The 20,679-nt window shown below is 49.9% G+C and carries 18 protein-coding genes and 1 pseudogene; 8 read left to right on the top strand and 11 right to left on the bottom strand.

The window, feature by feature from the left end; translation table 11 throughout:
* Window positions 1-7: 7 nt before the first annotated feature.
* The 3 genes from CIB36_RS09595 to CIB36_RS09605 all read right to left on the bottom strand — a co-directional run bounded on the left by CIB36_RS09595 (window position 8) and on the right by CIB36_RS09605 (window position 3,466).
* Window positions 8-1,093 carry a PucR family transcriptional regulator gene (locus CIB36_RS09595; RefSeq protein ID WP_093989340.1) on the bottom strand — a complete coding sequence of 362 codons (1,086 nt, stop codon included), beginning with the start codon at window positions 1,091-1,093 and terminating at the stop codon, window positions 8-10.
* A gap of 338 nt (window positions 1,094-1,431) precedes the next feature.
* Complete coding sequence (locus CIB36_RS09600) at window positions 1,432-2,550, bottom strand: ABC transporter ATP-binding protein (protein ID WP_093989341.1); 1,119 nt, start codon at window positions 2,548-2,550, stop codon at window positions 1,432-1,434.
* 181 nt (window positions 2,551-2,731) lie between these two features.
* On the bottom strand, window positions 2,732-3,466 hold the full coding sequence (locus tag CIB36_RS09605) for a pseudouridine synthase (protein WP_093989342.1): 735 nt from the start codon (window positions 3,464-3,466) through the stop codon (window positions 2,732-2,734).
* A gap of 188 nt (window positions 3,467-3,654) precedes the next feature.
* Here CIB36_RS09605 and CIB36_RS09610 point away from each other — a divergent pair, with 188 nt between their 5' ends.
* Window positions 3,655-4,140 carry a DUF4830 domain-containing protein gene (locus tag CIB36_RS09610; protein ID WP_093989343.1) on the top strand — a complete coding sequence of 162 codons (486 nt, stop codon included), beginning with the start codon at window positions 3,655-3,657 and terminating at the stop codon, window positions 4,138-4,140.
* Window positions 4,141-4,178: 38 nt separating this feature from the next.
* Here CIB36_RS09610 and CIB36_RS09615 read toward each other — a convergent pair whose 3' ends face one another.
* Complete coding sequence (locus CIB36_RS09615) at window positions 4,179-4,502, bottom strand: helix-turn-helix domain-containing protein (RefSeq protein WP_158662653.1); 324 nt, start codon at window positions 4,500-4,502, stop codon at window positions 4,179-4,181.
* 516 nt (window positions 4,503-5,018) lie between these two features.
* On the opposite strand from CIB36_RS09615, the pseudogene CIB36_RS13735 reads away from it, so the two are divergent.
* Window positions 5,019-5,129: pseudogene (locus tag CIB36_RS13735) on the top strand (DUF2798 domain-containing protein); the annotation flags it as partial.
* A gap of 86 nt (window positions 5,130-5,215) precedes the next feature.
* Here CIB36_RS13735 and CIB36_RS09625 read toward each other — a convergent pair.
* Window positions 5,216-5,983: a GNAT family N-acetyltransferase gene (locus CIB36_RS09625; RefSeq protein WP_093989345.1), complete on the bottom strand. Its 768-nt coding sequence runs from the start codon at window positions 5,981-5,983 to the stop codon at window positions 5,216-5,218.
* Window positions 5,984-6,063: 80 nt separating this feature from the next.
* The gene (gene ilvD, locus CIB36_RS09630; protein WP_093989346.1) at window positions 6,064-7,737 is read right to left on the bottom strand and encodes a dihydroxy-acid dehydratase; all 1,674 of its coding nucleotides are present in this window, start codon (window positions 7,735-7,737) and stop codon (window positions 6,064-6,066) included.
* Between the two features lie 219 nt (window positions 7,738-7,956).
* Here ilvD and fba point away from each other — a divergent pair, with 219 nt between their 5' ends.
* Window positions 7,957-8,820 carry a class II fructose-1,6-bisphosphate aldolase gene (gene fba / locus CIB36_RS09635; protein WP_093989347.1) on the top strand — a complete coding sequence of 288 codons (864 nt, stop codon included), beginning with the start codon at window positions 7,957-7,959 and terminating at the stop codon, window positions 8,818-8,820.
* Window positions 8,821-8,882: 62 nt separating this feature from the next.
* On the opposite strand, the gene CIB36_RS09640 is transcribed toward fba, so the two are convergent.
* A complete protein-coding gene (locus CIB36_RS09640; protein WP_093989348.1) occupies window positions 8,883-9,683 on the bottom strand; it encodes a DNA-3-methyladenine glycosylase family protein in 801 nt (266 codons plus the stop codon).
* 111 nt (window positions 9,684-9,794) lie between these two features.
* Between CIB36_RS09640 and CIB36_RS09645 the strand changes: the two genes are divergently transcribed.
* From CIB36_RS09645 to CIB36_RS09660, 4 genes are all read left to right on the top strand, one after another.
* Window positions 9,795-10,499, top strand: a complete 705-nt coding sequence (locus CIB36_RS09645) for a DUF6062 family protein (RefSeq protein WP_093989349.1) — start codon at window positions 9,795-9,797, stop codon at window positions 10,497-10,499.
* A gap of 374 nt (window positions 10,500-10,873) precedes the next feature.
* On the top strand, window positions 10,874-11,140 hold the full coding sequence (locus CIB36_RS09650; protein WP_158662654.1) for a hypothetical protein: 267 nt from the start codon (window positions 10,874-10,876) through the stop codon (window positions 11,138-11,140).
* 139 nt (window positions 11,141-11,279) lie between these two features.
* The gene (rlmB, locus tag CIB36_RS09655) at window positions 11,280-12,053 is read left to right on the top strand and encodes a 23S rRNA (guanosine(2251)-2'-O)-methyltransferase RlmB (protein WP_203226460.1); all 774 of its coding nucleotides are present in this window, start codon (window positions 11,280-11,282) and stop codon (window positions 12,051-12,053) included.
* Window positions 12,054-12,089: 36 nt separating this feature from the next.
* Window positions 12,090-15,605, top strand: coding sequence for a hypothetical protein (locus tag CIB36_RS09660; RefSeq protein ID WP_093989352.1), 3,516 nt, complete (start codon window positions 12,090-12,092; stop codon window positions 15,603-15,605).
* 47 nt (window positions 15,606-15,652) lie between these two features.
* On the opposite strand, the gene CIB36_RS09665 is transcribed toward CIB36_RS09660, so the two are convergent.
* Entirely contained in the window at window positions 15,653-17,026 is a 1,374-nt protein-coding gene (locus tag CIB36_RS09665; protein WP_093989353.1) for an MATE family efflux transporter, read from the bottom strand.
* A gap of 89 nt (window positions 17,027-17,115) precedes the next feature.
* Here CIB36_RS09665 and CIB36_RS09670 point away from each other — a divergent pair, with 89 nt between their 5' ends.
* Window positions 17,116-18,072, top strand: a complete 957-nt coding sequence (locus CIB36_RS09670) for an NAD(P)H-dependent glycerol-3-phosphate dehydrogenase (protein ID WP_093989354.1) — start codon at window positions 17,116-17,118, stop codon at window positions 18,070-18,072.
* Between the two features lie 135 nt (window positions 18,073-18,207).
* On the opposite strand, the gene crcB is transcribed toward CIB36_RS09670, so the two are convergent.
* Genes crcB through CIB36_RS09685 form a run of 3 tightly spaced genes read right to left on the bottom strand, consistent with a single transcriptional unit; the run spans window position 18,208 to window position 20,678 of the window.
* Window positions 18,208-18,606, bottom strand: a complete 399-nt coding sequence (crcB, locus tag CIB36_RS09675) for a fluoride efflux transporter CrcB (protein WP_324612390.1) — start codon at window positions 18,604-18,606, stop codon at window positions 18,208-18,210.
* Between the two features lie 14 nt (window positions 18,607-18,620).
* Window positions 18,621-20,150: a YifB family Mg chelatase-like AAA ATPase gene (locus CIB36_RS09680; protein ID WP_093989355.1), complete on the bottom strand. Its 1,530-nt coding sequence runs from the start codon at window positions 20,148-20,150 to the stop codon at window positions 18,621-18,623.
* Between the two features lie 21 nt (window positions 20,151-20,171).
* Window positions 20,172-20,678, bottom strand: a complete 507-nt coding sequence (locus tag CIB36_RS09685) for a shikimate kinase (protein ID WP_093989356.1) — start codon at window positions 20,676-20,678, stop codon at window positions 20,172-20,174.
* Window position 20,679 lies beyond the last annotated feature (1 nt).

Raw genomic sequence — 20,679 nt, forward strand, 5'->3', positions numbered from 1 at the left:
CTTTTGTTTAGAGTTTTACCGGGTCAGAGGTCAAATATTTTTTGACCATCAGCGCAATTTTAAAGACGATCGCGTGATCGAATTCTCTCAGGTCTAAGCCCGTCAGCTTTTTAATTTTTTCCAGACGGTAAACCAGAGTATTGCGGTGTACGAACAGTTTTCTGGAGGTTTCAGAAACATTCAGGTTGTTTTCAAAGAAACGATGGATAGTAAACAGGGTTTCATGATCTAAAGAATCAATCGAGCCTTGTTTAAATACTTCTTTCAAGAACGTTTCGCAAAGGGTGGTAGGAAGCTGATAGATCAGACGAGCAATCCCCAGATTATCGTAGGAAACAATAGCCTGTTCATTATCGAACACCTTGCCGACTTCCAAGGCGACCTGAGCTTCCTTAAAGGATTTCGCCAGATCTTTGATACCGGATACACTGGTCCCGATCCCGACAACAGCTTTGGTGTAAAATTCACTGCTGAGCGTATCCACGATAGAACGCGCCAGTTTTTCCAGGTCTTTGGATTCGATCCCGGCGCGGATCTCCTTGATCAGGACAATATCAGTTTCACTGATATTGAAGACAAAATCCTTTTGCTTGTCCGGGAAAAGGTTCTGAATAACGTCATAAACAGAAACATCATTAGTAGAAACCACACGAATCAGCAAAGCGACGCGGCTGGCATCCGTGTTAAAATGCAGCTCTCTCGCTTTGATATAAATATCTCCGGGCAGAATGTTGTCCAAGATCACATTTTTCACAAAGTTGTTGCGGTCATATTTTTCATCATAGTATTGCTTGATCGTTGATAAAGTAATTGCTAAAATCTGCGCATATTTTGCCGCTACCTCGTCAACACCCTCTACAAAGACCGCATAATCGGGCTTGATATGCGGGCCAAATGGTTTATAGGTGTATCCGTCACGGATAAAAATGTCATGGGATTCGGAAAGATCCAATGCAATAAATTCATTGGTCGATCCGATTTTCGACAATTCGCTGCAGGAAATGATAGTAGCAGTTTCATCAACAACGCCGATGACACGGTTGATGGTATCGCGCATTTGGTGCATTACACCTTGGAATAGTCTGTTTGACATGATACATTCCCCTCTTTTATTATGAAAATAGTGGGTATCTGTTCCGTTTGGGCAGAATAGACACCTATTCATAATTATTGTAACGAAAAATTTTATTTTTTGCAACCTAATTTATGAAAAAATAGAATGGAAAAATTAACTTTTTCAAATTCGCTTTAATTTTAAACAAAAATTTGTACAAAATGATTATAAATTCATAGGAAAGCTTAAATATGTTACAAATTGTAACATATTTAACGCAATAAGGTGTTACAGAACTATGAATAAGAATAAAAACTTTACGAAAACAAATAAAAGCAGGAACCAGCTTACGCCAGTTCCTGCTTAACATTACTTGATTAGTTGCAGATAACTTTTTCAGTTTCTTTATCAAACAAGTGCATGTTGTTGACATCCAAACCAATTTTAATGGTATCGCCTGGTTTTGCAGTAGTTCTCGGAGAAACTCTAGCAGTCAGGTTGATGCCGTCAAGGTTCAGGTACAGATAAGTTTCAGCACCCATCATTTCTGTTACGTCTACATCACAGTCAACGATACCGGTTGTAGCAGCAGAGAGGAACATTTCTTCATCGTGGAGATGTTCCGGACGGATACCCAGAATAACTTCTTTGCCAACGCTTTCTTTTACTGCGTCATTGATCTTGCTTTCCGGCATTTCAACAGAGTATGCTTTTTCTGTGCCGAAGTTAACAAAATATTTACCGCCGTTTTCAGACAGGGTAGCATCAATAAAGTTCATCTGAGGAGATCCAATAAATCCAGCTACGAATACGTTACAAGGGCTAGAATACAGGTTCTGAGGAGTGTCGACCTGCTGGATGAAACCGTCTTTCATAACAACGATTCTGGTACCCATGGTCATAGCTTCTGTCTGGTCGTGGGTTACATAGATAAAGGTTGTGCCCAAACGCAGATGCAATTTAGCCAACTCGGTCCTCATCTGTGCACGCAGTTTAGCGTCCAAGTTGGAGAGCGGTTCGTCAAGTAAGAATACCTGAGGTTCACGAACGATAGCACGGCCCAAAGCAACACGCTGTCTCTGACCACCGGAAAGTGCTTTCGGTTTTCTGTCTAACAGGTGAGCAATGTCCAAAATACGGGCAGCTTCTTCAACACGTTTTTTGATTTCATCTTTCGGGGTTTTTCTCAGCTTCAGACCGAAAGCCATGTTTTCAAAAACGGTCATGTGAGGATACAAAGCGTAGTTCTGGAACACCATTGCGATGTCACGGTCTTTCGGAGCAACGTCGTTGACCAGTCTGTCGCCGATGTACAGTTCGCCTTCGGAAATTTCTTCCAAGCCAGCGATCATACGAAGGGTTGTAGATTTACCGCATCCAGAAGGACCAACCAAGATGATAAATTCTTTATCTTCGATGTCGAGGTTGAAATCGGATACAGCAACTACGTTTCCTTGATATTTTTTATAAATACCTTTAAGTGATAAACTTGCCATAATTATGGACCTCCCAATTTGATAATTCGTCTGAGAACAGAATTATGTGTAATTAATGTACTATTACTATACCAAACTTTTTTTAAAAATAACAGTAGTGTATTACCCAAAGTTTTAAAATGCACTTTATATAAAATGCCCAATTCCCAAAAATATGCAGGAAAACTTGTGCAAAATTCGGTTATTCTGCCTTTGGGGTTTCCAAAAGTTTCACAATTTCTTTGTGCAAAAGTTCCCGGCACTCTCCTTCGGGAAGATCGGGGTCAAGCGGAAGCTCCCCCATTTTGACCCGTTTTAAAGCTAAAACATGCCTGCCGCAGGCGGCTGCCATCCGTTTGATTTGGTGGTATTTCCCTTCGTGCAGGACGATCTCTACGGCCGGCCGTTCCCCGTCTGATAAAGGCTTCAGCAAAGCGGGAAGACAGACAAAGCCATCCTTTAAGGTGACGCCCTCCCGGAACCGGGCGGCCATGTCTTCTGGGATCGGCCCGTCCAGCACAGCATGGTAAGTTTTGGCGATATGCTGCCTAGGGGAGAGCAGACGATGTGCAAAATCCCCGTCGTCTGTCAGCAGGACGAACCCGGTGGTATCCTTGTCTAATCTTCCGGCTGGGAAAAGCCCGGGGCGGAACAGCGCTTCAGGGACTAGGTCTAAAACGGTTCTCTGGCTGCGGTCGTTGGTGGCGCTCACCACGCCCGGCGGCTTATTTAACATCAGATAAATATATTTTTGATACCCGATTTCTTTTCCGTCAAGGCAGATCCGGTCCAGCCCGGGGCACACCTTTTGGTCGGCTGATTTCGGCACAGTTTGGTTCACTGTAACGCGTCCCTGTTTTAGAAGGACGCGGAACTCTTTGCGGGAAGCGAGGTTTTGGCTGGAAAAGAACCGGTCCAGCCGGATAGATTCTGGCATAGGGCAAATCTCCTCTAGTATAGGTCGCTGCATTTTCTTCTATTGTAAACGAATTTTTTAAAAATAGCAATGCTATAGCTTGGGCTTTTGGAAAGTTTCCAAAATCGCCGCATATAGATAAGGTAAGGAAAACGGAAGGGGACCCCCCTAGGGCTTGATCCCCGATTTTGCAGAAGGGATGATTCAGTATGTTTATTGTTTCCATGAAAATGAGCCGGAAAAAGATCGCGGCCTGTATTACCGGGGCGGTCGTAGTGGTCGCGGCAGTGGTGGTTGTCACAGTCACCAGTCTGACCGGGGCAACAGAAACCGGCGCAAGGGTATCCAACAAGGTGGAGGATATCTCCGATGTTGCGACGTTCCTGCAGGAGTATGGCTGGCAGACGAGCGCGGAACCAAGCGAACTGGAGGATGTCATGATCCCGACGGAGTTCAACGACGTCTACGAGCAGTACAATACCATGCAGAAGACGCAGGGGTATGATCTGGAGGACTATCGCGGTGAGTTTGCTAAACGTGTCACCTTTGAGATCAAAAATTACCCGGGACAGGAAGAAAATGTGCGGGCCAATGTTTTGGTACACGATGGAAAGGTGATCGGCGGGGATATTTGTTCCGTAGAATCCGATGGGTTTATCCAGGGGTTTGAACGCGCGGACGAACAGGATATATAAAGAAAAAGGAGTGGAAGTTTTAAACTTCCACTCCTTTTTCAGGTTTTCAGCGCTTGAAGGAATGTTTGAAGAATCGTTTCTAAATAAGGAAGCTTTTCCGGGGAACAGGTGGAAAGCATTTCTGACAGCAGTTCCTCTGGCACCTCATTTTTGGAGCCAAACAGGATGTAGTCTGTCGGAAGGCTCAGCAGATTGGAAATCTTGCAAAGCGTTTGGACGGACATCCCTTTGGCACCCAATTCAATATCTGCGCAGAATTTTGGGGTAATATCCAATACTTCTGCCATCATCTCGCGCGTCATCCCCAGACTTTCACGCTGAGAGCGAATCCGTTGCCCTATTTCTGACCAGTTTAGCTCCATCAATATCATCTCCTTTTCCTATTTTACTGACAAATTTTTCCTTTTTGAACAAACTTCAAAGGTTGATTTATAGTAACTTTAAAGGGGATGCTTTCCGAAAATAAATTTGTGTCCTCATAAAAGACTTACATTGCTTTCAAAAATATGCTATAATAGGGGAGCAACGAGTATTCTGATTGGATGTAAATCCAGTTGTAGGAATACTCGTTTTATTTTTTGATGGAGGGTTTTTATGCCGAAAACAAAATTTCAAGAATTGATCTATGGATTGATGATGACCTTTTTATGGTGCTGGCAATGGAGTTTTACGACACCGGCCTGCGGATGGGCCAAATGACGAATACCGGTTTTTTGGCGGCATTTCAGGAAATGATATTCATGCTGCCCATCTGCTTCGTCATGGGTTTTTGTATTGTGGACCGGATCGCGCCGAAAGTCGCATACAGTATGGCGACCCCTGGGAAGGATAGCCCTATATTGGTAACAACGGTCCGCGCCGGTGTTACAGTGGCCATGATGTGCCCGATTATGAGTTTTTGGGCTACAGTCATCTTTCAGCGCCCGGGTGTAGAATTTTTAGGGACATGGTTTCAAACGATCGTCATCAATTTCCCGATGGCGTTCTTCTGGCAGTTTTTTTCTGCGGCCCATTGGTGCGCCTACTGTTTCGGACATTGTTCCGTTCCCAGCTTCGTGCGGCCGAACAGAAAAGGTCAGAGTGATTCGTCCCGGGGGTTGCTGACAGGCAGGGAGGAAAGTTCGACCCACGCGGGGAGAAACCCGCATTTGAGGGCGTTACGTACCGATTTCAGGTTAGACCATACCGCGCAGTAAAAGGGCACCTTGTCCCGGAGAAGGATCTCCTGGGCCAGCCTGCTGGTCAGCGCCGCGGCGATCCCTTGACGGCGGTATTCCGGCAGGACGTCTACGCCGATCTGCCACATCTGCGCGCAGTCTGCGGAACAGCCTGCCAGCCCGATCAGCTTGCCATGGTCGAAAGCGCCGACGCCTAAAACATCCAGTTCTTTGCGTGCCTCGCACAGGGCGTTGCTCCATTGCGGGAGATAAAACTCAGCGAGATCGTCCTGTTCCAACACCCGCAGTTCATAGGAACAGGACAATGCTTTCAGACGGTTCACATCGGGGAGGAAGTATTCCGATTGATAGCCGGGCCGGTACCCAAGCGGTTTGAGTTTCTCGGCAAGAAGCGCGGTTGCAGGAGGTTCAAAGCAGTGTTCCAAGGTACTGTGGCTTAGATAGGAGGGAAGCCAGTCCGTTAAAGAGGGATGGGCGGAAGCTACGATGTTGCTCCCATAGGATACGAGCTGGCAGCCAAACGGCAGGGTAAGGTACTTTCTAGCCCCCTCTGCGGCTGACGAAGCAACGACCAGATGCTCCGGCCTCAAAAAATCTTCCGGCTGGCAGCCAAGGTCAACGGCCGATTGCCGTATAGCAGTCTGCAATATTTCACAGTTATCCATAATGATTCCTTTCTGATCGGGAGAAAGCAAAAAAGCCCGCGGGACAGAAACCTGTCCGGCGGGCTTTTTAACGGCTTAGATTAGTTTACTTCCGGTGCTTTCAGGATCGCCCCCTGATTGCCGGAGGTAACCAGAGAAGCGTAGCGGGCAAGATAGCCGGTAGTGATTCTAGGCTGTCTTGGCTTCCATTCAGCGCGGCGTTTTTCCAGTTCATCCTCACTGACTTTGATGTTGATCTGGTTTGCCATAATGTCAATGGAGATGATGTCGCCGTTCTGGACCAACGCGATGGGACCGCCGACCGCCGCTTCCGGGGAAACGTGTCCAATCGCCGCCCCGCGGGTAGCGCCGGAGAAACGTCCGTCTGTGATCAAAGCGACCGTACTGCCTAAACCGCGTCCCATGATCGCGGAAGTCGGGTTGAGCATTTCCCGCATCCCCGGGCCGCCCTTAGGACCCTCGTAGCGGATGATGACAACATCGCCGTCCACGATTTTCCCGCCGTTGATCGCAGCCATCGCATCTTCTTCGCAGTCGAATACCTTGGCCGGCCCTTCGTGCTTGAGCATTTCAGGTGCAACGGCGCTCCGTTTTACCACGCAGGAGTCCGGCGCGAGGTTTCCGCGCAGCACTGCGATCCCACCGGTTTTGGAATATGGGTTTTCTACCGGACGGATCACTTCCGGATTTTTGTTGATACTGTTTTTGATATTTTCCCCGACTGTTTTCCCGGTGCAGGTGATCAGATCGGTATGTAACAGGCCGAGCTTGTTGATCTCGTGCATGACGGCATAGACGCCGCCGGCTTCGTTCAGATCCTCAATATGGTGTGGGCCGGCCGGCGCGAGGTGGCAGATGTTCGGGGTTTTATCGCTGATCTCATTTGCAATGTCCACGTTCAGCTCGATCCCGGCTTCGTGTGCGATAGCCGGCAGGTGGAGCATGCTGTTGGTGCTGCACCCGATCGCCATATCCATGGTCAGCGCGTTGTGGAAGGCTTCTTCTGTCATGATGTCGCGCGGGCGGATATGATTGCGCAGCAGTTCCATAATTTGCATCCCAGCGTGTTTTGCCAGCCGGATGCGTTCTGAGAAGGCAGCCGGAATGGTCCCGTTGCCCGGCAGAGCCATCCCCAGCACCTCGCTTAAGCAGTTCATGGAGTTGGCGGTGTACATCCCGGCGCAGGAACCGCAGGTAGGACAGGTCTTTTCCTCAAATTCTTCTAATTTCTCTGCGGAGATCTTTCCGGCAATATAGGCGCCGACCGCCTCGGAAGCGGCGGAGAAGCTGACCTTTTTCCCGTCGACGGTTCCGGCGAGCATCGGCCCGCCGCTGACAAAGATCGTCGGGATATTCAGACGTGCCGCGGCCATCAAAAGCCCGGGAACGTTTTTGTCGCAGTTCGGCACCATGACCAACGCGTCAAAGCCGTGCGCCATCGCCATTGCCTCGGTGGAGTCTGCGATCAGGTCGCGGGTAACCAGCGAGTACTTCATCCCCTGATGGCCCATTGCGATCCCATCGCAGACTGCGATCGCGGGGAATACAGCGGGGGTCCCGCCAGCCATGGCGACACCCAGCTTTACCGCTTCCACGATCTTGTCGATGTCCATATGTCCCGGAACGATGTCGTTCTGGGAGCTGACGATCCCGACCAGTGGACGGGACATTTCTTCTTTTGTAAAACCAAGGGCGTTGAACAGCGCGCGATGCGGCGCGTTCTGCACCCCTTGGATCACGGATTCACTTTTCATAAGCTGCCTTCTTTCCTATTGCAAAATAGCATCATTTTCATTGTTTTTATTGTAGCATGGAACGGTAGTTTTGTAAATGGCAGGTCCTGTATATTTTGCTGTTACAAATCAGGCGGCTTCTATTGATTTTTTACAGGAAAGCCGTTATAATAAAAAGTAAGTTAAAAACTTATCAACGCCGGACGGCTTTCCGCCCGGAATTAAACGGAGGTATAAATTATGTTAGTATCAGCGAAAGACATGCTGACCAAAGCAAAAGAAGGACATTATGCGGTTGGTCAGTTCAACATCAATAACCTGGAATGGACCAAAGCAGTTCTGCTGACCGCTCAGGAATGCAATTCCCCGGTGATCCTTGGTGTTTCTGAAGGTGCAGGAAAATATATGGCGGGATACAAAACCATTGTCGGCATGGTAAACGGTATGCTGGAAGAACTGAACATCACAGTTCCGGTTGCTCTGCATCTGGACCACGGCTCCTATGAAGGCGCAAAAGCCTGCATTGAAGCTGGGTTCTCCTCCATTATGTTCGACGGTTCCCACTACCCGATCGAAGAAAACATTGCAAAAACCAAAGAATTGGTCGCGATTACCAACGAAAAAGGGATGTCCATTGAAGCGGAAGTTGGTTCCATCGGCGGCGAAGAAGACGGCGTTGTGGGAGCAGGCGAATGCGCTGATCCGGAAGAATGTAAAATGGTTGCAGATTTAGGCGTTACCATGCTGGCGGCTGGTATCGGGAACATCCACGGCAAATATCCGGAAAACTGGGCTGGCTTAAGCTTCGATACTTTGGATGCGATCCAGAAGAAAACCGGCAAAATGCCTCTTGTTCTTCACGGCGGTACCGGTATCCCGGAAGATATGATCAAAAAAGCCATCGACCTCGGCGTTTCTAAGATCAATGTAAATACAGAATGCCAGCTTTCTTTTGCTGCTGCTACCCGCAAATACATTGAAGAAGGAAAAGACCTGCAGGGAAAAGGCTTTGACCCAAGAAAACTGCTGGCTCCCGGCTTTGAAGCGATCAAAGCAACTGTCAAAGAAAAAATGGAGCTGTTCGGTTCTGTAAACAAAGCATAAGCATGTATGATAAAAAGCACGCCATGAATTTTCATGGCGTGCTTTTTTTAATAGAAAAGAGGTCACTGCTGGTCGGGGAAACTACGGATGTCATGAAACAAAAACTGCTGGGCGATTCCCCGGTCTTTTTTTGCCTGCTTTGGAAAGCCGTTGGGAAAATGCAGGGCAAGAACCTTTTTCATCCATACGTCTACCGGGAACGCGTCCAGCTTATGAAAGCCGTACAGAAGAACGCACTGGGCAACTTTTACCCCCACTCCAAAAATTTGTATCAGTTCCGCCTCCCCTTCTTCGGTGCTGGAAGCCGCGATCCGGTCAAGGACGACCCGGCCGTCGTTCACCCTTTGGGCCGCATCCAAGAGGTATTTGCCGCGAAACCCCGCGCGCAGGGGAGCAAGGTCATCCAATGTACAGGCGGCAAGACGTTCGGCGGCGGGGAATGTATACCCGCCGGGGACCGCTTCCCCAAATGCTTCGCACATCCGGGAGATGATCCCCTTGATGCGGGGAATATTATTGTTTTGCGAGATGATAAAGGAGCAAAGCGCCTCCCATGGATCTTGCCTGAGCAGGCGTATCCCGCCTGCCCGTTCGATCGGCCGGCGCATGGCACGGTAATGGGACAAGCGTTTTTTTGCGGCTTCATAATCGGTATCACAGTCAAAATAGGCTTCCCAAAAGGCGGCGTCCGCATCGCTTGTAATGAAAACTTGGTCCCCTGACTGTAAAACGGAGGCAAAGTGACTGCCGGCAAACCCGGAAAACGAACCGTCCGGAAGTTCCTCCCAGCGGAAACATTGCCCGCAGAGCAGGGTATCCCGCAAAGAAAAGTTTGGGATAGTGAGTGTGGTTTGCTGTGCCATAAAAAGGCTCCTTTCCTGTCTGATTTTGTCGGTAGTTGTTCCTATTATAGCACAGATATGGTATAATGGAAGCAGTAATTTGTGGCAGTTTGATGGAAAGGAACGAAATTCATGAGAGATAGTATTTATACCATCCCGGTCAATGAGGTGTTTGAACCAAGGTGCGGATGCCCGATCTGCACCATGAGGGATATTTTGGAGGAACGCAGCGTAGAATATATCATGGGCGCCGCCATGATGGAGCCGGATGTGCGGGTGGAAACCAACAGGCAGGGGTTTTGTCGCTTCCACTATGGGATGATGCTCAAGCAGAAAAACCGTCTTTCTTTGGCGCTGATGCTGGAGAGTCATTTGATGGAGATCCAGGAAAAAGGAATGAAGCCGGGAGAAGCGCAAAAAGGCGGGCTGTTTTCCAAAAAAGCAGTACAGGCACAGGGAGAAAGCTGCTTTATCTGTGCTAAAATCGACTGGGCGCAGCAGACTATGTTCGACACGATCATGCGGCAGTATGTCGCAAAGGAGGAATTCCGCACCCTTTACGGGGAACAGCAGATGCTCTGCTTTCCTCATTTTAAGCAGTTAACGGCATACGCGCAGGAGCATATGGATAAAAAGTGGAGAAACACTTTTTTAAAAGAAAGCACCCGGCTGTGCAGACAGGCTTTGGATACGCTGAAAGAGGATGTGTCCCACTACTGCAAGATGTTTGATTACCGGAACGCCGGGGAAAATGCGGATTGGGGAAATTCCAAGGACTCGATCGAGCGCGCCGTCTATTTTTTGACCTCCCGCGAAATAGGCGAAAAAAAGAAATAAGCAGAAACCACACGCTTTCGACAGATTGTCGGAGGCGTTTTTCTTTTCTTGGAAAATGTGTCGAAATCCGTCATGCCAAAAACCGCCGTTTTCGACATGAATCAGCTTATTTTTTAAAATAATACTCTGGGTAACATTTTGTAACCAGCTTTTCAACATTTTGCTTTTTACAATTTTAACGCCGGGATTTTCCGGTTTTTCACACTTTCAACGGACTTTTCAACATTTATTTGCAGAAGTTTTCTACCTTTTCCACTGGGTTTTCAACATCTATTTAGGAAGGGACAATATTACAAGGTGTATATTTTGGAATTAAATGGGAAAAATCAAAACAAGTGAGAATTGGAAAAACAAGGAAAATGGAGGCGATTATTTTGCTAAAAGGAGTTAATAAACGTGTTATCGAGATCACCAGACCGGAGGACCATTATTTTGAAAAGGTGATATTCTTTTTAAGCCCGCAGGCGTCGAGCGACCAGTTCCTGATCCAAAAACATACCGCGGAGATGTTGGATTCTGCCCTACCGAAGATGAAACGGAAAAAAAGCAGGTTTAAAGCCCGCTGGAAACTTTTATTTGCACTGACCGGCGCGGCTGCGTCTGGGGCTGCCCTTTCTATTTTGCTTTCCGGCTTGCAGTAGGGAAAGGTTCCAAAAAAAGGAAGAAGAAAATGTAGAAAAGGGTGTTTTTTTGAAAATCTTTATGCTATAATAAAAAAGAATATAGATTTGCGTCGGAAATGGAACTGGAACCGACGGCGGAAAGGCGGACCAACACTTGATGAAAGAACCCTCTTCTCAAAGAAGAAACGACGTGATCGCAGGACGAAACGCAGTGCTGGAAGCTATGAAGACCGGACAGCAGATCGACACCCTTTTTCTGCAGCAGACAGAGGGGCCGCAGAACGGGTCGCTGGGAAAAATCGTCCGCATGGCCAAAGAGCAGAAGCTGGTGATAAAATATGTCACCAAGCAGAAGCTAAACGAATTGAGTAACGGAGTGGTGCATCAGGGGGTCGCAGCCCTGATCAGCGCGGCAGAATATAAGGAGCTTCCCCAGCTTTTGGAAGAGATCCGGGCGCGGGGGGAAGCCCCGTTTTTGATCATCTGTGATGAGATCGAAGACCCCCATAATCTGGGCGCGATCATCCGTACGGCGGAGGCCGCCGGCGCGCATGGCGTGATCATCCCAAAGCGGCGCAGCGCTTCGCTGACCCAAACCGTATATAAGACCAGTGCCGGCGCGGCGAGTGTTCTTCCGGTTTGCAGGGTGGCGAATTTAAAGCAGGCAGTCGATCTGCTGAAAAAAGATCAGGTATGGATTTACAGCGCGGACATGGACGGCCAGCCATGGTGCGGCGTGGACTACACTGGCGGTGTGGCGTTGGTCGTCGGTTCGGAAGGACACGGGGTGTCTCGTCTGCTGAAAGAGCAGTCTGATTTTGTGGTCAGCCTGCCGATGAACGGGCAGATCAATTCCCTGAACGCTTCGGTGGCGGCGGGGATCTTGATGTATGAAATAACTAGGCAGCGAACAGGGCTGCGTGCAAAATAATGAATCATTGGGCAAGAAAGGGTCGTGGTGTTTCCAATGTCAGAGAAATCCTATTCTATTGACGATATCATAAAGGAAATTCAAGAAAATAAACTAAATGACGAAGATCTGGCTCGCTATGCAAAGGATTACCAGAAATATGATACGACTGCCCTTTTAGACGATGTTCTGGGCAGAAAATCAGATGATCTGCTGGCTGGGATCCCGGTTTCTGACAGCGAGCTGACCGAAGAAGAAAATAAGCTGCTGGAGCAGATCTTAAGCGGAGAAGAACCACTGGTGGAAGAGAAAAAGCCGGAACCAAAGCTGATGCCCGCTTCAGAAAAGGGCGGCAGGCCGATGATCAAGCCCCTGCGGCCGGTTTCGGAAACGCCGGAGGCACAGTCCTTTGCCCCGCTTCAGAAGACACCGGCAACGGCACACGGAAAAGATTTTGCCGTACATAGGGACAGCGTAACCGGGCTGATCTCCAAAGTGGATATTCAGGAAGAGGCACAGCGTCAGGCCAGGGCAGCGCTGGAAGAACGGGAGAGCAAAAAAGTTGCAAAACGCTTGTCAGGATACAAAGCAAACCCTGATACCGCGGAAGAAGGAAAGCCGGTTCAAAAGGAAACGAATGTCCCGCAGCCTTCACGACTGGAAGAATCGTCTCCCAAAAAGGATGCAAAGCCGTTCCGAAAGGCGGAGGCCAAAGTGTCTTTGCCGGATGGTGGCTTCCATCCAAAGCGGCCGCGTCCATTTTACGCTGACATGAAACCACTGGAGGACCCGGCAAAGCAGATGGTGCCTTTGGCCGAGGCCTTGGGGAAAAAAGGCGGGACAGTTGCCGGTGAAAACAGCCGGCAGAAGGGAAAAGACGATAGCAAAAAAACAGGGCTTGCCAAAATGAGCCAGACCGAAAAGCCGGTGCCAAAGCAGGAGACAAAGCTGCCGATAGCTGAAGCGTCTCATGAGCCAAAGGAACAGGAGAAGGCTTCTCATATCGAGAAAACGGCACCGCTGGCACAGACTAAGGGGGCAGCCAGTACTGTTGGAAAAAATCTGCGTGCTAAGGATTTAAAACAGGAAACTGTAACGCAGGCGCAGGAGGTACCGACGGTACAGTCAAAACCAGAGCCTGTAAAAGAAACGGCGGCTCCAAAAACAGAAGAGCCGGCAAAACAGCCGGCACAGGGCGCTGTACCTGTGCCGGAACCGGAGAAGGAAACCGCCGGACCTCAAATCAAGCGGGAAACGATCGCGCCTAAGGCGCAGACCGCAACCTTTGTGGCACATACAGAAGAATTGACGCAGGCGCTTCCCAGCTTGTCGGTAGAGGAACCGACCATCGAGGCGACGCCTTATAATATCGAGGAGCCGACTGTTGAAGCCGACCCCGTGCGGCTGCCCCAGGCGCATAAATCTCATCAAAAGCCTTCCGCTGGGGATGGGACTTTCTCCTCTGTGACAACAGAAATCCAAGGTACCCCGCTGAATGCGGCGGGAGTAAAGACTTCGGTCGATTTAAACGATACTGCAAAATTAAAATATATTGCCCTGCGCAAAAACCGGGAAAGCAAGGTGCGCGATTTTGCGCTGGAGCCGGATTATAATAAAAACAGCCCGTCAGAGCAGGCTGGAAAAGAAATCGAGGAGGACTTATCCATCAATGTGACGCCTCCGCCCATGAACCTGCCTTTGATCGAGGATCTGACCTCGGAGCTGGAACGGGAGGAAAAAGAAAACAGCCCGTTGTTCCGCTCCGGAAAAAATAAAGAACAGGAAAAGAAGCTTTCCAAGCGCTGGGAAGAGGAGGAAGACCTTTCCGAAGAAGAGGAGTTTGTATCCTATTCCCAAACAGAGGAATTTTATGATATCCTGCATGAACTAAAGCACGGGATGATCTTCCGTTGTGTGGCGTCAGTCGTTATTTTTGTCCTGTCTATCGCCATGATATTGCTGGCGGCTCTGCCGAATGGAAATCCAGTAGAACTGGTAGACCCACACAAGAATCCAATGTTCTTCTGCCTTTCCAATTTTGTGCTGATGGTACTGCTTTGCCTCTTCAGCATCGACGTGCTGCGTGACGGTTGGACTGCGCTGGTCAGAAAGAAATTTAATAAGGCGACGATGTACAGTTTGGCGCTTCCGGTCACCACACTGAGCTGCGCGGTGATCCTGACTGACCCGGAAATGGTGAACCAAAGCGGCGTGTTCCTTTACGTGCCGCTGACAGCACTGTGCATGGCAGGCTGGTATTTGGGGCGCGCAGTGAACGCCTCCCGTGTGGTGAAAAATTTCCACTTTATTTCCGGAAAGACCGACAAATATTCGGCTGATCTTTTAGAAAGCCAGCGTCTTGCAGAAGATTTTACCAAGGGTGCGTTAAATAACCGTTATCCGCGGTTTGTATTAAACCGGAAAACCTCTTTCCTTTCCGGATTTTTGGCAGAATCGTTTAGTGAAGACCTGACTGACCGGCAGTCCAAATTTGTGGTGCTGGCTGTGGGAGGGATCTCGGTCATTTCAGCGGTCGCTGCGTTCTTGCTGGGCGGGGATATTTATACGGCGCTGACCGTGCTGAGCGGTGTGCTGATAGTGGGTGCTGGGATTACCCCTGCATTTGTATCCGTACTGCCGATGGCTCAGGCCCAGAAAGACCTTTCCAGATTGGGCGGCGCGGTGCTTGGCTACAATGCGGCGGACAGCTACAGTGATGTAAACTCAATACTAGTAAGCGCCAACGATCTGTTCCGGGCCAACGATGTCACGCTTTATGGGATCAAGACCTTTTCCAATATGGCGATTGACCGGGCGATTTTGGACGCGACCAGCGTATTATGTGAAACCAAGAGTATTTTGGGCGGGATCTTCTTAAACATTATCTCGGACCGGAAAGACTATTTAGACCCAGTGGATACCGTGATCTATGAGGATGGCATGGGAATTTCCGCTTGGATCAAGGACAGGCGGGTGTTGATTGGCTCCAGGGAACTGATGATCAACCACAATATCGACGTCCCAAGCCGGGATTATGAGAGCCGGTATCTGGCGCAGAACCGCAATTTGATCTACCTGTCAGCGGCGGGGGAGCTCAGTGCGGTGTTTGTGATCGGTGTAACCGGCAATGATGAATCCCGGAATATGCTGGTGGACTTGTATAACCACGACATCACCGTGATCGTAAAAACAGTCGACCCGATTTTGACAAGGGGACAGCTTGCCCAGATTTTTGATATGCCGGAGGATTCTTTCCGTGTGATCCCGTCACGGCTTCATAAGGAAGAAGAAACGCTTTCTGTGTCGGAAGAACCGCTCAATGGGGCGGTGTCCAATAACGGCACTTTCCCGGCCTATCTTTACTCGGTGCTTTCTGCCAAGTTGCTTTACCGTAAGATCCAGTGGATGCAGCTGGCTAACTGTGTGTCCATCGGTGTTGGGGTCCTGCTCTTTATTGCATTTACCGCTATGAAGAGTGTGAGCCAGCTTTCCAACCTGACGCTTTGCTTCTATGAAGTGATATGGCTGGCAGCAGTTTGGGGGCTTTCCAAACTAAAAAAGCTGATTTCTTAACATCAAAAAGCTCCTCTGCGGAATTTCCGCAGAGGAGCTTTTTGATGTTATTCAGCTGTATCCGGGTCGATCGGTGCAAAGCGGTCTGCTAAAGCCATCCAACGGCGGCGGTAATAGCGGATCAGGCTGGGGACCAGCCCCAGCGCCCAAGCGATCGGATTTGCCCACCACACGCCAAGATAGCCAAACCAAAAGGAAAAAAGCAGGGAAAGCCCTACCTTGACGGTAAGCTCGATCATGGAAGAAAGGAACGGGACAACGATGTCCCCCATCCCACGCAGGGCATTGTTATAAAGCCAGATCAAGCCCAAAAACGGATAAAACAGAGATGTCGTGCGCAAAAAACCGCGGGAATAAATAACGATCTCTTCCAAATAAGGGTCGGAAGACGAGATGAAGCACCGGGTGATATTGTCCCCAAACAGGAAGACGATCACAGTGGAAAGGAGCGTGATCCCCAGGCAGAGAAAGGTAGCTTGACGCATCCCATGCCGGATCCGGGAAAACTTGCGGGCGCCGAGATTCTGGCCGGCATAAACCGCAAACGCCTGAGCAAGGTTAAAGGAACTGAGAGAGGCAAACTGCTGTACACGAAGACCGGCCGTATAAGCGGCGATGACATTTGTTCCATAGGAGTTGATGACCGCGTTAATGGTCATATCCCCTACAGAGAGCAAAATGCTTTGCAGGCTCATGGAGGAGCCGATCTTTAATATTTCTAATAGATTGGGGAGGTCCAGCTTCCAGTCGGAACGCTTCAGGCGAAAAATGGGAAACCTTCTGATCATGTAGATCACACAAAGGACGGCGGAAAGAATTTGTGCAATTACAGTAGCGACCGCAACGCCCCGCACTGCCATATCAAACACGATGACAAAAAGCAGGTCAAGCGCTACGTTGAGCACCGTGGACAGGATCAAAAAATAAAGCGGGGTCTTGCTGTCGCCCACGGCCCGCAGAATACTTGCCGCCCCATTATACACCACCTGTCCGGCGGAAAAGACCATGCAGATCTGAATGTAAAGTGCGGCGTCGTCCAAAATGTCCTCCGGCGTCTGCAGCAGCTTCATCAGCGGACGGGAGAAAAACAGTCCGATCAGGCATAACGCAAGGGCTGACAGCACACAGATGTAGACCGCGCTGGCTGTGGTTTTGCGCACCATCTTTTCGTCCTTTGCGCCAAAATACTGGGAGATGACGATCGCAAACGCATTGGTCAGTCCGGTGACCACCGACAGCAGAAAAAAGGAAGTAGAAGCGCTGGCGCCCACCGCCGCAAGCGCGCGGGAGCCTACCACATGTCCGACGATCAGGGTATCTGTAATGTTGTAAAACTGTTGGAAGATACCGCCGATTAGCATGGGGATCAAGAAAAACAGGATCGTTTTCAGCGGTTTTCCAGTTGTCATGTCATTGGTCAAAAAATAACACCTTCCTTTCAAAAGGCAGAGAATTTGAATTTTCCTAGATTCTGTGCTATACTATTCCAGATTCAAGAAAGGAATATGGTATGAAGATTACAGTGATTGGCTGCGGGCGCTGGGGCTCGCTGATTACATGGTATTTGGACAGCATAGGGCACAGCGTGACGTTATATGGAAGAGAAACCTCCAAGCATATGCAGGCTTTTTTTGCTACACGGAAAAACGATGTGCTTACCCTGCCGCAAAGCGTTGGGCTTTCCACCGAGCTTTCCTGTGTGGCAGAAGCGGAAGTGATCGTGATTTCGATCGGGGCGCAGGGGCTGCGGCGGCTGATGGAAGAGCTTGCCGCATTCTCCTTGTCCGGAAAAATTTTTGTGTTATGTATGAAAGGAATCGAGATTTCCACCGGCAGGCGGCTGTCCCAGATTGCGGAGGAAAATTTAGCCGCTTCCAACCGGGTAGCGGTGTGGCTGGGGCCGGGCCATGTGCAGGAGTTTTATCATGGCATCCCTAACTGCATGGTGATAGATAGCAATGATGAAACGGCAAAGCAGCTGCTGGTGAATGAATTTTCCAGCGAGCTGATCCGGTTTTATTATGGGCAGGATCTCATTGGCAATGAGATCGGCGGCGCGGCTAAAAACGTGATTGGAATTGCCGCCGGAATGCTGGACGGAAAAGGGCTTTCCACCTTAAAAGGGGCTTTGATGTCCCGCGGGACCCGTGAGATCGCGCGCCTGATCCAGGCAATGGGCGGAAACGAGTTATCCGCTTACGGACTGTGCCACTTGGGGGATTATCAGGCGACGCTTTTTTCCCCTTACAGCCACAACCGTCGGTTTGGAGAGGCCTTTGTCAAAGGCGAGCCTTATAACGAGTTGGCAGAAGGGTACTATACGGTAAAAGCTTTGTTGAAATTGGGAAACGAGCATCAGGTGGATCTGCCTATCTGTGCCGCTGTACATGAAATGCTGTATGAGGACGGCGATCCAGAGCAGGTCCTCAAGGGATTATTTACCCGGTCGCTGAAAAACGAATTTTAAGATGCAGGATCATTGTATCATAAATCAGGCGCCGGGAAAAGAGAAAAAGCGGCAGAAATTATTTTAGAATCATGAAATAGGGACGGACTGCACGCAGTCCGTCCCTATTTCATGATTCTGGGCAGATGACCGTCGTTAATGAAGTGTTCCAGCCAACTTTTGCGCACAAAGCTTTCCTATCACAACACCTGCCAGGCAGCACAAAACGCTGAGCAGGATATTCAGTACACCCAAACCATGGTGACCTTGCTCGAACAGCCCCATTGTTTCTAAACTAAAGGTGGAAAAGGTGGTAAAGCCACCGGTGATCCCTGTGGTAAAAAACAACAGCAGGCGCTTTCTTTTCGGCATGCATTGGGCAAATAATTCGGAAAGGAAACCGATCAAAAACGCGCCTAAAATATTTACCGCCAAAGTCCCCAGCGGGAATACCCCAGCGTTAGAGCGCTGATTGATCAGGCCGGAGCAGAGATAACGCCCTGCGGCGCCAAGAAACCCTCCCGCGCCTACAATGACAACATTCAGCAGATCCAAAGTAAAACTCCCCTTTATCCTCTTTGCCAGTATTTTCTATCTAAACTGCGGTACTGTACCGCCTCGGCGATCTGTGCGCTGTGGATCACTTCTTCCCCGGCAAGGTCGGCGATCGTGCGCGCTACCTTTAGCACCCGGTCGTACGCACGGGCAGACAGGCCAAGCTTTTCAAAAGAATGTTTTAAAATCAGCGATGCACGGTCGTCCAGCGGGCAGTATTCGGAAAGCTTCGCGGTTGGGATCTGTGAATTTGATAACACCCCAGTACCTCTAAACCGTTCGTTCTGGATCGCCCGCGCCTGATCCACCCGTTTTTTGACAGCGGAGGAGGGTTCGGAAGGCTCTGTGCCGGACAGGCTTTCAAATTCCACCGGCTGCACGTCGATGTGCAGGTCAAGCCGGTCCAGCAAAGGGCCGGACACCTTGGAAAGGTACCGTGTTACTTGAGCTTGCGTACAGGTGCAGGGACGATTTGGATGCCCGAAATAACCGCAGGGACAGGGATTCATTGCAGCGACTACCATAGCGGTGCAGGGATAGGAAAAGGAACCGCTTGCCCGCGAGATGGTTACCTTGCCGTCTTCGATCGGCTGGCGCAAGATCTCCATTGCCGTGCGGGAAAATTCCGGCAGTTCGTCTAAAAATAGGACCCCGTTATGCGCCAGCGAAATTTCGCCCGGGCGGGGGATACTGCCGCCGCCCGAAAGCCCCGCCGCTGACACCGTATGGTGCGGTGCCCGGAACGGCCGCACCCGGATCAGCCCGCTGTTTTTAGGGATTAGCCCCGCCGCGGAATAGAGTTTTGTAGTTTCCAAGGATTCTTCAAACGTCATGTCCGGCAGGATGCCGGGCAGGCGTTTGGCCAGCATACTTTTCCCGGAGCCGGGCGGCCCGATCATCAGGGCGTTGTGGCTGCCCGCCGCCGCGATCTCCAAGGCCCGCTTTGCGGCGTTCTGTCCTTTTACATCAGAAAAATCAGGGCAGGAAGATCCTGTTTGTTCTGTTTCCTGTAATTTTGCCGGCGGCATCGGCCGGATCCCCAGCAGGTGGGAGATCAGGCTGTTGGCCTTTTCTACTCCGTAAACAGTCAATCCGTCCACAATAGCCGCCTCTGCGGCATTTTCTGCAGGCACGAATAATTCCCGGATTCCATGGGCCTTTGCTTCGATCGCCATGGGAAGCACTCCGGTTACAGGGCGCAGGCCGCCGTTTAGGGAAAGCTCGCCCAAAAACGCCTTATCAGCAAGTTCCGGACAGGAAAGCTGCCCGGAAACAAGCAGCATGGCAAGAAAGATAGGCAAATCGTAAAGCGGGCCGCTTTTTTTCAGGTCGGCGGGCGCCAGATTGACTGTGATCTTGGTCGAGGGGAATTCATATCCGCAGTTTTTCATGGCAATGCGCACTCGGTCCCGGCTTTCCTTGACCGAAGCATCCGGCAGCCCCACAATATCAAAGGAAGGTAGCGCCCGCAGGGTATCCGCCTCCACCTGTACCGGATAGGCGTTCATGCCGAATAATCCCATACTGTTGATAGAAACTCCCATTTTGTGCTGCCTCCTTTGATGTTATTCGTTTTCTTTATAAAGCTGTTCCAGCTGATTGAGCACCGGGGCAAGGCGGTTACGGCAGGCAATCACCGCGTCGCTTGCCTTTCGGTACACCGTCTTTCGTTCCCGGTACAGGGCATAAAGCTCCTCTTTGGTGCGGGATGCCGCATTGGGGCGGTTTTTATCCCCGTGGATGCGCAGGTAACACAGCTCAAATGGGGCGTCCAGAAAAACAAGAATTCCCTGATTTTTCATGATCTCTACATTTTTCGGATTCATGACAAGGCCGCCCCCAGTCGCGATCACGGCGCCGGATTGGCCGCCCAACTGGCGCAGGCACGCGGTTTCCCGCCGGCGGAAGCCCTCTTCTCCTTCTTTAGAGAAGATCGCGGGAATAGGCATACCAGCCTGTAAGACGATCAAGTCATCCGTGTCATAGCAGGGGAGCTCAAGCCGTTTGGAAAGAGCCTTTGCCACGGTGGTTTTTCCAGCCCCCATAAATCCGCACAGATATAGGTTTTTCATG

This window comes from Massiliimalia timonensis, from assembly GCF_900186585.1.
In the GTDB taxonomy this organism is placed as follows: domain Bacteria; phylum Bacillota; class Clostridia; order Oscillospirales; family Ruminococcaceae; genus Massiliimalia; species Massiliimalia timonensis.